This window comes from Streptomyces sp. NBC_01334, assembly GCF_035983595.1.
GTDB lineage: Bacteria > Actinomycetota > Actinomycetes > Streptomycetales > Streptomycetaceae > Streptomyces > Streptomyces coriariae.
Window position 1 is genome coordinate 5,477,028 of sequence record NZ_CP130718.1, and the last position, 12,222, is coordinate 5,489,249.

The window sequence follows — 12,222 nt, forward strand, 5'->3', positions numbered from 1 at the left end:
TGGATGGGTGTCAACCCGAGGTTGTCACTCCCATGGGCTTCGGCGCCGGGCTCCGTGACACGATCGACCGGTGAGCAGCACCCACCACAGCAGCCCGTCCGACGGCCCGTCCGACGGCCCGTCCGACGGCCCGTCCGACGGCCCGTCCGACGGCCCGTCCGGCACCGTCGAACGCGCCTTCCGGGCGGCGCTCTACGACACCGCCGACGCCACCCTCGACACCGGCGCCTCGCTCCTCGCCGCCGACCGCGCGGCGGACGCCGAACTGACCAGGCGGGGCGAGGAGTTCGTGGCGGCGGCCTGGCGACGGGGCTGGCAGCCCGCCGACCTCGTACGGTTCGTACGGCGCGAGCTGGACGACGTCCACGTCGGCCTGGTGACGGAGCTGGTCCGCGCGCAGGCGCGTGACGACCGGGCGCGTGGACGGCGCTGGGCGGCCCAGCTGGCGGAGTTGTCCGCCGACACTCCGCCCGCGCCCGCCACCGACCGTTTCTCGCACGCCACCACGGTTCTGGAGCTCTACCGCCTGCTGCTGCGCCTGCCCGCCCTCGAACCCCTCCAGGAATCCGAACCGCACCGGCAGTCCCGCCCGGGCTCGCACTCCCGCATGCTCACCCGCATCCGCGCGCTGCTCGCCAAGGCCGAGGCGACCGGGTTTCCGCAGGAGGCGGAGGCGCTCACGGCGAAGGCGCAGGAGCTGATGGCCCGGCACAGCGTCGACGAGGCGCTGCTCGACGCCCAGGCGCCGGCCCCGGACGCGCCGGGCGCCTGCCGGATCGGCGTCGAGCCGCCGTACGAGCAGGCGAAGGCGGTGCTGCTGAACGCGGTCGCCGACGCGAACCACTGCCGGGCGGTGTGGAACGAGCCCTTCGCTTTCTCCACGGTCGTCGGCTTCGAGGCCGATCTGGAGGCGGTGGAGCTGCTCTACACCTCGCTGCTGGTGCAGGCGCAGTCCGCGATGGCGAAGGCGGAGGCGGCCCAGCGGGCCGGCGGCCGCAGGCGGACCAAGACCTTCCGGCAGTCCTTCCTCGCCGCCTACGCCCACCGCATCGGCGCCCGTCTGGGCGAGGTCACCGCCGCCACCGAGACCCAGGTGACCGCGGAGCTGCTGCCGGTGCTCGCCTCCCGCGAGGTCGCGGTCACCGCCGCGACGGACCGGATGTTCCCGAAGACGGTCTCCACCCGCCTGCGGGGAGTCACCGACGAGGCGGGCTGGACCGAGGGCGCCGAAGCGGCGGACCGGGCCAGGATGCGGTCCCGGCCCCGGCTGCCGTGACACCCGGGCGGGGGTCGGTGCCAGGCGCCCGGTGGATCAGTCGCCCGCCTGCTGGAAGGCGCTCACCGTCGCGTCCGGCACCTTCTCGCTCTTGAGGGCGACATCGCCGTACGACCAGGGGAAGCTCAGATCGGCCGAGCCGCCCGGCAGCCCGTACTTCACCGTCTTGACGGCGAGGCTCTGGTCGCCGCCGTCCTCGCCGCGCACGTAGGTGATCGTGAAGGTGGCGGTGCCCTGCGCCGGGAGGGTCAGCGCCTGCGCCTCGGCGGCCTCGTCCTTCGGGACGGTCGTGGAGCCGCCGTCGGTGGTGAGTTCCACGGTGGGGAAGCCGTCCAGGGTGCACTCCGCGCCCTTGTTGGTGAGCGTGACGGTGACGTTGCCGCTGTCACCGGCGGCGGGAGCGGCGTTGACGGGGCCGACCTCCTGGCCGAGGTCGCAGGCGCTGCCGCTGGCGCCGGTGGAGGCGGTCGATCCGGAGGCCTTGCTCTCGTCGGTGCCGGAGCCGCTGTCGTCCCCGCCGCCGCAGGCGGTGAGGAGCAGGGCCGCGGCGAGAGCGGTGACGGTGAGGGGAACGGCGCGCATGAGTGATCCCTAGGGTTTCGTGACGGTGCTCGAAGGATCATCACGCACGCGCGCGTGCACGTGTCGCGCGCCCCCGCTCTCGTGACCGCTTCGCTACCCGGGTCGTCCGGGCCGTTCCGGGCCTCGCGAAGCCTTCCGAGTGCCTCCCGACCAGAGCCTTCCGAGGTCCTTCGGAACGACCTGAGAGGACGTCCGGACTACCCGAGGCCGGCCGACGGCAGCCCCGACGGCCACTGGCCGCCCTCCGCCTTGGCGAACGTCTCCTTGCCGACCGACCCCGACCAGGTGACCTTCAGGGACTTCGCGTCGGCGGAGTCGACCATGCCGGTCGTCCGGTCGTCCGTCCCGCTGGTGCACTTGAGGTGGATCATCTGCATGCCCGCCTCCTCGCCGGCGGTCCCGCTGCACACGGTTCCGCCGGTCACGAAGAGGGCGGCCTGCTTCCCGGTGATGATCAGGGCGACGGCCTTGCCGTCCGTCGTGGCGAGCCAGCTGCCCTCCAGTTCGCCGGAGGCGGAGACGGAGGCCGAGGCGGAAGCGGAGTCCGTCGCGCCGCTCGTGCCTCCGGTCGCCGTCGTGGGCGTCGCCGAGGAGCCGTCGTCGGACCCCCCGTCGTCGCTGCACCCCGTCAGCACGAGCACGCCCGCCAGCGCGGCGGCCGCGGCAACGGCCGAGGCCCGCACCGGCCGACGGGACGCGCCCCGCGAGAAGATCGCCGAAGTCACTGCAAGCTCCCAAGCTGTAGCCGGCCGACCGGGTCGACCGCACGGACCGCGGACCGTACGGACCGTGAGGCCGTACGGCCCGGTAAGGGACCGCAGCAAGCTACCAGCAAGCCCCTGCGGAACACTGGGGGTGGCCTGTGACTACCAGGACGACTTCCGGACCCCGGGCAGATGTCCGGCGTGGGCCTGCTCCCGCAGGCTCACCCGGGACAGCCCGAACGTCCGGAAGTACCCGCGCGGGCGCCCGTCCACCTGGTCCCGGTTGCGTACGCGCGTCGCGCTCGCGTCCCGCGGCTGTGCGCGCAACTCCCGCTGCGCGGCCTCACGTTCCGTGTCCGTCGACTCCGGCCGCCGGATGATCTCCTTCAGCTCGGCCCGCCGCGCCGCGTACCGCGCGACGGTCTGCTGCCGCCTGTCGTTCTTCGCGATCTTGCTCTTCTTCGCCATCAGATCCGCACCCCCCGCGCGCGGATGCGCGCCACGGCCGCCTCGACGCCGATCGTGTCGACGGTCCTGATGCCCTTCGTGCTCAGCCGCAGCCGTACGTGGCGGCGCTCGCTCGGCAGCCAGTAGCGCCTGGACTGGATGTTGGGGTCGAAGCGGCGCGAAGTGCGCCGGTGGGAGTGGGAGATGCGGTTGCCGAAGCCCGGCTGGGCGCCGGTCAGCATGCAGTGCGCGGACACGGGTGACGTACCTCTCCTCGGTCGATGTCAGGGACGGTAGTGCTAATGGAATTCATTTTCAGTAAGGTACCAGCATGGCACGCAACGAACTCCGCCCGGTCATCAAGCTCCGGTCCACGGCGGGCACGGGCTTCACCTACGTGACCCGCAAGAACCGCCGCAACGACCCGGACCGCATGACCCTGCGCAAGTACGACCCCGTCGTCGGCCGTCACGTCGACTTCCGAGAGGAGCGCTGAACCACCGCCATGCGCAAGGGAATCCACCCGGCCTACGGTCCTGTCGTCTTCCGTGACCGCGCCGCGAACCACGCCTTCCTCACCCGCTCGACGCTGACCGCCACGACGGCAGGGAAGACCGTCGAGTGGGAGGACGGCAACACCTACCCCGTCGTCGACGTCGAGACCTCCTACGTCAGCCACCCCTTCTACACCGGCACCGCCCGCGTCCTGGACACGGCCGGCCGGGTCGAGCGCTTCGAGCGCCGCTACGGGAAGCGGGGCGGCGCGTGAACATGTCGGTCGTGATCGTCGGCGGGCTGCACGCCGACGCCCGCCGGACGACGGTCGCGCGTCTGCTCGCCGACGTCCCGGGCAGCGTCGTGCTCCACCACGACCTCTCGACGGCCGTGGCGGGCACGGTCGTACGGACCGTCGGCGACGCCACCGGCATCCTCTCCGCCGGCGAGGCGCCCCTGGTCAACGACTGCGCCTGCTGCGCCCTGCGTGAGGATCTCGTCCCCGAGCTGCGCCGTCTCGCCGACGACGGCAGCACGCGTCTCGCGGTCGTCGAACTGTGGGACTCCGTCGAGCCCAAGGCCATGGCCGAGGTGGTCGTGGCCGGCGGGCTCACGGTCACCGGCGTCGTCACGGCCGTCGATCCGGCGCTGCTCCTGCCCTGCCTCGGCAACGGCGACGACCTCGCCGAGTGCGGTCTCGCCGCGGCCGCCACCGACCGGCGCACGGTCGCCGACACCTTCGCGCGCCAGCTGGAGTACGCGCCCGTGCTGGCCGTCGTCGACTCCGAGGAGGCCGACGACGAGGACCGCGAGCTGCTGGCGCAACTGCACCCGACGGCCCGCCAGGTCCGGATCGGGCCGGCCGGCCGTGCGGACGCGCGGTCGGCTCTCGCCCAGGCGGTGCTGGCCGGCTTCGACGTCGAGTCGGCCGCCGCCGCCCAGCACCCGGCCTGCGCGCTGCTGCCCGCCGAGGCCGACGCGCACGGGGTGAGCACCTTCGTCTGGCACCGGCGCCGCCCGTTCCACCCGGAGCGGCTGTACGCGGCCCTGGAGGACCTGACCTGCGCGGCCGCCCGCAGCCGGGGCCGGTTCTGGCTCGCCGACAGACCCGACGTCCTGCTCCACTGGGACGCCGCCGGGGGAGCGCTGTGCGTGGAGTCGGCCGGTCCGTGGCTCGCGTCCCTGCCCGACGCGGCCTGGGACATGGTCCCGCCGGTGCGGCGCGCCGCCGCCGCGCTGGACTGGCACCCCGAGCACGGCGACTGCTGCCAGCACCTGGTCTTCACGTCCCCCGGCCTGGACCGGGACGGCCTGGCGCACCTCCTGGAGTCCTGCCTGCTCACCGACGCCGAGTACGCCGCCGGCCGGGCCGCCTGGAAGCGGCTGCCGCCGGCCTTCGACACCCTCCTGGAGGTCTGACCCATGCCCCGCAAGACCGAGCGCCGGCCCGCCAGGTCCCGCCCCAACCCGCTCGACCAGGCCGAGATCACGTACATCGACTACAAGAACACCGACCTCCTGCGGAAGTTCCTCTCGGACCGAGGCAAGATCCGCAGCCGCCGGGTCACCCGCATCTCGGCCCGGCAGCAACGCCAACTGTCCCGAGCAATCAAGAACGCCCGAGAAATGGCCCTGCTCCCGTACACCACCCCCCGCTGACCCACCCCGCCCCTTCCCGCGGTTGTCCTGTACGCGTCCTTCCCGTCCACTCACGCCCCGCCCGGGAGCGGCTCCATCCGTACTTCCGGGCCCGCTGTCTCCGTACGTTCTGCCCCTCACCCGTACGAGCGGATTCACCTACGCCGTCTACTCGCCCTGGCCGTTCGGAGCGGCCGTCGGTCCGGCAGTGAGCCGAGGCGTCGCTACGGCGTCGGGCCGTCCCCGTCCCGCCCTCGCGGCCGACTTCACCGTCGTGCGCGGGGGCGGCGGCTTGTCGCCGTTGACCGTCGCCGGTCGGGGTGGCGGACCGGTCGGGTCTCCTCGGACGGACAGGTGTCGGGGGGTTTCGGCGTCGGCCGGGACGCCGGCGGTGTGCCCGGCCGCCGTGCCGCCCGCCGCCCCGCGGCACTGGCGCGCACCGGGCGGAGCCACATCCGGAGGACGTCCTACCGTGCCGAGCGGATGACGGGCATCCGCCGGAACGGCTCCTTTCGGGACGGCCCCGCCGCCGCGCACCGGCCCCCGGCAGCCGATCCGTTCCCGCGTCGACGGAACAGGACGGCCGTGCCATGCGTCTGTTCCTAGTGCAGGAGTAGTTCGATCCGGACGACTTTCACGTGGACCCGACGTCGACCGCCGACCCGGACGTGCGGGGCGGAACGCCGGGTAAAGCGGGCGTCAAAGCTGTAACCAGGCAGGCACCCCGCGTGCACGTGCATCTGCTCATGCGTCTGCACATGAACGGGGTTATGATCCGGGACAGTTGACCACGGCACCAATGGCCACACGAGCCAGTGCACCACCAGGGAGCGACCTGTGGACCACCACGTTGACGGGGGGCACGACGTGTACAACGGCATGACGGCCACACAGCTGTACGGGGTTGCCTGGCAGAAGAGCCGGCACAGCAACTCGCAGGGTTCCTGCGTCGAGTTCGCACGGCTGCCGGGCGGTGACGTGGCCGTGCGCAACTCGCGTTTCCCCGACGGTCCCGCACTCGTCTACACCCGCGCGGAGATCGAGGCGATGCTGCTCGGCATCAAGGACGGCGAGTTCGACCACCTGATCGCGAGCTGACGTCCCTCGACGCCCTCGCCCTCTGCTCGGCCGCTTCCTCCGTCTCTCCTCCGCCCCTGCTCCGTCTCTCCTCCGCGCGCACCGGGATTTCGGACTTGTCGCGCGAAAGCGGCGGGCAACGCGCGTAGAACCGCGGCGTCAGAGCGCGCCGCGGTTCGTCATTCGGCAGGCGTGTGCAGCCGGAAGAGCGCCCAGACGACCTTGCCGCCCAGGCTGCCGGAGAGCGGGTGCCAGCCCCAGCTGTCGGCGAAGGAGTCGACGAGGAACAGGCCGCGGCCCGACTCCGCCGAGAAGTCGTCGCTCTCGCGGGGCAGCGGACTCTCCCGGCTGGGATCACGCACCGCGCACACGAGCCGTTCGGTCCACCGCATCAGGTGCAGCCGCACGGGCGGATGCTGCCGGTCCGGTACGTGCGGGACGTCGTCGGAGGAGACTCCGTGTCTCAGGGCGTTGGTCACCAGCTCCGAGACGACCAGACAGACATCGTCGAAACGGTCGCCGACATCCCACTGGCCGAGGGTCCGCTTGGTGAACTGCCGGGCCTCGCGCACCGCTTCGAAGCGGGCGGGCAGGGCACACGAGGCGGCGTTGGACACGGCCGCGGGATCAAGCGGCGGAAGGCCCTGCCGTAACGGCTCGAGCATGGTCGATCCATTCGTCCCCATGCGAGGCACTCCCGGGATTCGCGGTCGTTGCGATGCAGCGGTGGCGCGAGACCATGGTTTCCGATGCGCACTGCGGATGCAAGGGCAGATGCACGTGCACGTGACCGAAATGGACCCGCCCGTACCGCTTCTTGGCCATTTTTTCCGCCAACTTCTCGCCCATCAGAGCCACTTCTCTTGCTTTCCCCTCACTGTTCCCTCGCATCGCGTTGTACGTATCCTTTGTCTTCTTTCCATCTCTGTAATCGGACGAGTACTGCTCGAAGTGTTTTAGTGGCAGACTGCGGCCCCTAAGACGGTTGGGGAGGCTGGCGAACGTGAGCGCGGGAGAGCCCGGATCGGTGGTGCGGCGGATGCTGCTCGGTTCGCAACTACGGCGACTGCGTGAGGCGCGCGGCGTCACGCGCGAGGCGGCGGGTTACTCGATCAGGGCTTCGGAGTCGAAGATCAGCCGGATGGAACTGGGCCGGGTGAGCTTCAAGACCCGGGACGTGGAGGACCTGCTGACGCTGTACGGCATCACGGACGACACCGAGCGCCAGGCGCTCGTCGGACTCGCCCGTGAGGCCAACGTGGCGGGCTGGTGGCACAGTTACTCGGACGTCCTGCCCAACTGGTTCCCCACCTACGTCGGCCTGGAGGGCGCGGCCGCGCTGATCCGGGCGTACGAGGTCCAGTTCGTGCACGGCCTGCTCCAGACCGAGGCGTACGCCCACGCGGTCGTCAGCCGGGGCATGAAGGGTGCGAACGCGGCCGACATCGACCGGCGGGTGGCGCTGCGTCTGGAACGGCAGAAGTACCTCGTCGCCGAGAGCGCCCCCGACTTCCACATCGTCCTCGACGAGGCGGCGCTGCGCCGGCCGTACGGCGACCGCGAGGTGATGCGCGGACAGCTCCAGCATCTGATCGAGATCTCCGAGCGCCCCAACGTACGGCTCCAGGTGATGCCGTTCAGCTTCGGCGGGCACTCCGGCGAGTCCGGCGCCTTCACCATCCTGAGCTTCCCGGAGTCCGACCTCCAGGACGTCGTCTACCTGGAGCAGCTCACCAGCGCCCTTTACCTCGACAAGCGCGAGGACGTCGCGCAGTACGAGCAGGCGCTGAAGGAGCTCCAGCAGGACAGCCCCGGGCCGGACGAGAGCCGGGACCTCCTGCGCGGACTGATCCAGCTGTCCTAGGGATTCCCCTAGGCACCTCCTGGATCGGCCCCAACTCCCTTGAAACCCCCGTACGATGACGTGTGATCAGATCGTGATGCCGATCGATCGCAGCCGATCGCAGCAGGGGATTGAGGGATCACATGACGTCCTACTTCACTGACCTGGCCCAGCAGTACATCGACGGTAAGTGGCGTCCGGGGACCGGGTCCTGGGACATCATCGACTTCAACCCCTACGACGGCGAGAAGCTGGCCTCGATCACCATAGCCACCGTCGACGAGGTCGACGACGCCTACCGTGCCGCCGCCCGCGCCCAGAAGCAGTGGGCCGCGACCAACGCCTACGCCCGCCGCTCGGTCTTCGAGAAGGTGCTGCGGCTGGTCGAGGAGCGCGAGGCGGAGATCAGCGAGGTCCTCGTCGCCGAGGCCGGCGGCACCTTCGGCAAGGCCGCTTTCGAGCTGCACCTCGCCAAGGAGTTCCTGCGTGAGTCGATCCACCTGGCGCTGCGTCCCGAGGGCCGCATCCTGCCCTCGCCGATCGACGGCAAGGAGAACCGCGTCTACCGGGAGCCGGTCGGTGTCGTCGGTGTGATCAGCCCGTTCAACGTGCCCTTCCTGCTGTCGCTGAAGTCCGTCGCCCCCGCGCTGGCCCTGGGCAACGGTGTGGTGCTCAAGCCGCACCAGAACACCCCGATCGCCGGTGGCACCGTGATCGCCAAGCTCTTCGAGGACGCCGGTCTGCCCCCGGGTCTGCTGAACGTCGTCGTGACCGACATCGCCGAGATCGGCGACGCCTTCCTGGAGCACCCGATCCCGCGGGTCATCTCCTTCACCGGTTCCGACAAGGTCGGCCGCCATGTCGCCACCGTGGCCGCCTCGCACTTCAAGCGGTCCATCATCGAACTCGGCGGCAACAGCGCCTTCGTCGTCCTCGACGACGCCGACGTCGACTACGCGGTCGACGCGGCCGTCTTCAGCCGCTTCGTCCACCAGGGCCAGGTCTGCATGGCCGCCAACCGCATCCTGGTCGACCGCTCGCTCGCGGACGAGTTCACCGAGAAGTTCGTCGCCAAGGTGAAGACCCTCAAGGCCGGCGACCCGCGCGACCCGCAGACCGCCATCGGCCCGGTGATCAACTCCCAGCAGGCGGAGGCCGTGACCGGCGCCGTCGAGCAGGCGATCGCCGAGGGTGCGACCGCCCTGCTGCACGGCACGACCACGGACAACCTCGTCGAGCCCTCCGTGCTGGCCGGCCTGCCCGCCGACTCCGCCCTGCTCCAGCAGGAGGTCTTCGGCCCGGTCGTCTTCATCAACACCTTCGACGGCGAGGAGGAGGCGGTCCGCATCGCCAACGACACGCCGTACGGCCTCAGCGGCGCCGTCCACACCGCCGACATCGAGCGGGGCGTCGCCTTCGCCAAGCAGATCGTCACCGGCATGTTCCACGTCAACGACGCCACCGTCCACGACGAGCCGATCGTCCCCTTCGGCGGCGAGAAGAACTCCGGCGTCGGCCGCCTCAACGGCGAGACGACCCTGGAGGCCTTCACCACCACGAAGTGGATCTCGGTCCAGCACGGCCGCAGCGGATTCCCGTTCTGAGCCGTCCGGCCCCCTGAGGCTCGGCGCTTCGGCAGCGCGGCGGACATGTGCCCGGGCACCCGACGGGCGCGTGTCCGCCACGCCATAACCTGGGCGCATGTCAGCGATCCGTCTTCTCGTGCTGGGCGCCGTGCGTCAGCACGGGCGGGCCCACGGCTACCAGGTGCGCGGCGACCTGGAGTACTGGGGCGCCCACGAGTGGTCCAACGCCAAGCCGGGCTCGATCTACCACGCCCTGAAGCAGATGGCGAAGCAGGGGCTGCTGCGCGAGCACGAGACGGCCCCGTCCACCGCGGGCGGCCCGCCGCGCACCGAGTACGAGATCACCGAGGCCGGTACCGAGGAGTACTTCAGGCTGCTGCGCGACGCCCTGACCTCGTACGACCAGAAGACGGACGTGAAGTCGGCGGCCATCGGCTTCGTGGTCGACCTCCCGCGCGCGGAGGCCGTGTCGCTCCTGAAGGAGCGCATCCACGGCATCGAGGAGTGGCGCTCCGCCGTCACCGAGCACTACGTCCCCGAGGACGGGCCGGAGCAACTGGGCCACATCGGGGAGATCATGAACCTCTGGATCCACACGGCCGACGCCGAGGCCACGTGGACGCGGGGCCTGATCGCGCGGATCGAGCGCGGCGCGTACACCTTCGCGGGGGAGGGCGAGCCGTTCGTCGGCGTCCTCGCGGAGGGCGAGGAGAACCCGTACGCCACGGATGAGCGGCATCCGGGAGATGCCCGCTAATCAAGTTTGACGAGCCCGGCCCGTGGCGTTACCTTGCCTCAGTAGTCAAGTTTGATTAGCGGATGGGTTGGGGGACTTTCGTGGCCGACACGGCGATCACGGTCGAAGGCGTACGCAAGAGGTACGGCGACACACAGGCACTGGACGGGCTCGACCTCACGGTGGCCCGCGGCACCGTGCACGGGGTACTCGGGCCGAACGGCGCGGGCAAGACGACCCTGGTCAGGATCCTGTCCACGCTGCTGCGGCCGGACTCCGGACGCGTCGAGGTGGCCGGCCACGACGTCGTGCGCCAGGCCAGGGAGGTCCGCCTGCGCATCGGACTGCTCGGCCAGCACGCCGCCCTCGACGAGGAGCTGGGCGGCCGTCAGAACCTGGAGATGTTCGGCCGCCTCCACCACCTGGGCGCCCGCCACGCGCGCGTGCGCGCCGACGAACTCCTGGAGCGCTTCGACCTCACCGCCACCGGCCGCAAGCCGGTCCGCGCCTACAGCGGAGGCATGCGCCGCCGGCTCGACCTGGCCGCCTCCCTCATCGGGAACCGGCACGGCACCGACCCGGAGGTGCTCTTCCTGGACGAGCCGACCACCGGCCTCGACCCGCGCGGGCGCGCCGAGGTGTGGTCCGCGGTCCGCTCGCTGGTCGGCGGCGGCACGACGGTCGTGCTCACCACCCAGTACCTGGAGGAGGCCGACCAGCTCGCCGACCGGATCTCCGTCGTCGACCGGGGCCGCGTGATCGCCGACGGCACGGCGGACGAGCTGAAGGCGCTGACCGGCGGCGACCGCATCGACGTCGTCCTGCGCGACGCGGGCCTGCTGGGCGCGGCCCTCGCACTGCTGCCCCTGCCCAAGGAGGACGTCACCGTCGACCCCGACCGCCGCCTGCTCAGTGCCCCGGTCACCGACCGTATGGCCGCCCTCTCCGCCGTCGTCCGCGCCCTGGAGGAGGCCGGCGTCGAGGCGGAGGACGTGGCCCTGCGCCGCCCCACGCTGGACGAGGTGTTCCTGCACCTGACCGGGCAGGACGACCGTACGAAGGAGACCGTGTGAGTACGTACGCGCTGACCGATTCCTGGACCATGACCCGGCGTGAACTCGCCCACTGGGCACGGCAGCCGGGCCGCCTGGTCGTCGGGCTCGTCTTCCCCGTGATGCTGCTGCTGATGTTCGGCTACCTGGTCGGCGGCGGCCGCGGGGTGAGCGGCGACTACCTCGACTACCTGATGCCCGGCATGCTCGCGCTCACCATGGCCTTCGGCCTGGAGGGCACGATGCTCGCCGTCACCCAGGATCTCAACAAGGGTGTCATCGACCGGTTCCGCGCCATGCCGATGGCCGACGGCGCGGTCCTGGTGGGCCGTTCGGCGGCCGACATGCTCCAGTCGGCCGTGGGCCTGGCGGTGCTGATCGTCGTCGGCCTCGCGCTCGGCTGGCGGCCCCAGGGCGGGCCGGGCGCCTTCCTGGCCGCGGTGGGCCTGCTCCTCCTCTTCCGCTTCGCGATGCTGTGGATCGGCATCCATCTGGCGCTGGTGGCCGGCAAACCGGAGATGGTGCAGGCCGTGCAGATCCTGGTCTGGCCGGTCGGCTTCCTCTCCAACGCCCTCGCCGCCCCCGCCGCGATGCCCGGCTGGCTGGGCACCGCCGTCGAGTGGAACCCGATGTCCCGGACGGCGACCGCGGTACGCGACCTGTTCGGCGGCCTGGGCGCCGATCCGGCCCACCTGTGGGCGGCCACCGCCTGGCCCCTGGCCCTGCTGGCGGTCTTCTTCCCCCTGGCAGTCCGGAAGTTCGCCCGCATGAGCCACTGAGCGGGGT

The 12,222-nt window shown here is 71.3% G+C and carries 16 protein-coding genes; 11 read left to right on the forward strand and 5 right to left on the reverse strand.

The genetic code is table 11. The features are described 5' to 3' along the window. Nucleotides 1–70: 70 nt before the first annotated feature. Nucleotides 71–1,276: a DUF2786 domain-containing protein gene (locus OG736_RS24560; protein ID WP_327184357.1), complete on the forward strand. Its 1,206-nt coding sequence runs from the start codon at nt 71–73 to the stop codon at nt 1,274–1,276. Nucleotides 1,277–1,312: 36 nt separating this feature from the next. Here the strand turns inward: OG736_RS24560 and OG736_RS24565 are convergent, their stop codons facing one another. The 4 genes from OG736_RS24565 to rpmB all read right to left on the reverse strand — a co-directional run bounded on the left by OG736_RS24565 (nt 1,313) and on the right by rpmB (nt 3,266). Beyond that, complete coding sequence (locus OG736_RS24565) at nt 1,313–1,858, reverse strand: DUF4232 domain-containing protein (protein ID WP_327184358.1); 546 nt, start codon at nt 1,856–1,858, stop codon at nt 1,313–1,315. A gap of 197 nt (nt 1,859–2,055) precedes the next feature. Beyond that, complete coding sequence (locus OG736_RS24570; RefSeq protein WP_327184359.1) at nt 2,056–2,583, reverse strand: hypothetical protein; 528 nt, start codon at nt 2,581–2,583, stop codon at nt 2,056–2,058. A 141-nt stretch (nt 2,584–2,724) separates the two neighbouring features. Further along, nucleotides 2,725–3,030: a 30S ribosomal protein S14 gene (gene rpsN / locus OG736_RS24575; RefSeq protein WP_327184360.1), complete on the reverse strand. Its 306-nt coding sequence runs from the start codon at nt 3,028–3,030 to the stop codon at nt 2,725–2,727. Next, nucleotides 3,030–3,266, reverse strand: a complete 237-nt coding sequence (gene rpmB / locus OG736_RS24580; protein WP_327184361.1) for a 50S ribosomal protein L28 — start codon at nt 3,264–3,266, stop codon at nt 3,030–3,032. Before rpmB ends, rpsN begins: the two co-directional genes overlap by 1 nt. A 74-nt stretch (nt 3,267–3,340) precedes the next feature. Here rpmB and rpmG point away from each other — a divergent pair, with 74 nt between their 5' ends. From rpmG to OG736_RS24605, 5 genes are all read left to right on the forward strand, one after another. Further along, entirely contained in the window at nt 3,341–3,505 is a 165-nt protein-coding gene (gene rpmG, locus OG736_RS24585; RefSeq protein WP_019753828.1) for a 50S ribosomal protein L33, read from the forward strand. Between the two features lie 9 nt (nt 3,506–3,514). Continuing rightward, entirely contained in the window at nt 3,515–3,778 is a 264-nt protein-coding gene (locus tag OG736_RS24590; RefSeq protein ID WP_327184362.1) for a type B 50S ribosomal protein L31, read from the forward strand. 2 nt (nt 3,779–3,780) lie between these two features. Continuing rightward, nucleotides 3,781–4,923, forward strand: a complete 1,143-nt coding sequence (locus tag OG736_RS24595; RefSeq protein WP_327187699.1) for a CobW family GTP-binding protein — start codon at nt 3,781–3,783, stop codon at nt 4,921–4,923. 3 nt (nt 4,924–4,926) lie between these two features. After that, nucleotides 4,927–5,163 (forward strand): 30S ribosomal protein S18, encoded by a 237-nt coding sequence (rpsR, locus tag OG736_RS24600; protein WP_327184363.1) that lies wholly within the window; start codon nt 4,927–4,929, stop codon nt 5,161–5,163. A gap of 858 nt (nt 5,164–6,021) precedes the next feature. Beyond that, complete coding sequence (locus OG736_RS24605; RefSeq protein WP_052183895.1) at nt 6,022–6,240, forward strand: DUF397 domain-containing protein; 219 nt, start codon at nt 6,022–6,024, stop codon at nt 6,238–6,240. A 158-nt stretch (nt 6,241–6,398) separates the two neighbouring features. Here the strand turns inward: OG736_RS24605 and OG736_RS24610 are convergent, their stop codons facing one another. Further along, a complete protein-coding gene (locus tag OG736_RS24610; protein ID WP_327184364.1) occupies nt 6,399–6,884 on the reverse strand; it encodes an ATP-binding protein in 486 nt (161 codons plus the stop codon). 374 nt (nt 6,885–7,258) lie between these two features. Here OG736_RS24610 and OG736_RS24615 point away from each other — a divergent pair, with 374 nt between their 5' ends. The 5 genes from OG736_RS24615 (at nt 7,259) to OG736_RS24635 (ending at nt 12,215) form a co-directional block, all read left to right on the forward strand. Beyond that, nucleotides 7,259–8,083: a Sco1979 family transcriptional regulator gene (locus tag OG736_RS24615; RefSeq protein WP_267019621.1), complete on the forward strand. Its 825-nt coding sequence runs from the start codon at nt 7,259–7,261 to the stop codon at nt 8,081–8,083. A gap of 122 nt (nt 8,084–8,205) precedes the next feature. Continuing rightward, the gene (locus OG736_RS24620; protein WP_327184365.1) at nt 8,206–9,666 is read left to right on the forward strand and encodes an aldehyde dehydrogenase family protein; all 1,461 of its coding nucleotides are present in this window, start codon (nt 8,206–8,208) and stop codon (nt 9,664–9,666) included. Nucleotides 9,667–9,763: 97 nt separating this feature from the next. Next, a complete protein-coding gene (locus OG736_RS24625) occupies nt 9,764–10,405 on the forward strand; it encodes a PadR family transcriptional regulator (RefSeq protein WP_327184366.1) in 642 nt (213 codons plus the stop codon). A gap of 80 nt (nt 10,406–10,485) precedes the next feature. After that, nucleotides 10,486–11,457, forward strand: a complete 972-nt coding sequence (locus OG736_RS24630) for an ATP-binding cassette domain-containing protein (protein ID WP_327187700.1) — start codon at nt 10,486–10,488, stop codon at nt 11,455–11,457. Then, complete coding sequence (locus OG736_RS24635; RefSeq protein ID WP_327184367.1) at nt 11,454–12,215, forward strand: ABC transporter permease; 762 nt, start codon at nt 11,454–11,456, stop codon at nt 12,213–12,215. The genes OG736_RS24630 and OG736_RS24635 overlap by 4 nt, the downstream gene beginning before the upstream one ends. Nucleotides 12,216–12,222: the final 7 nt, after the last annotated feature.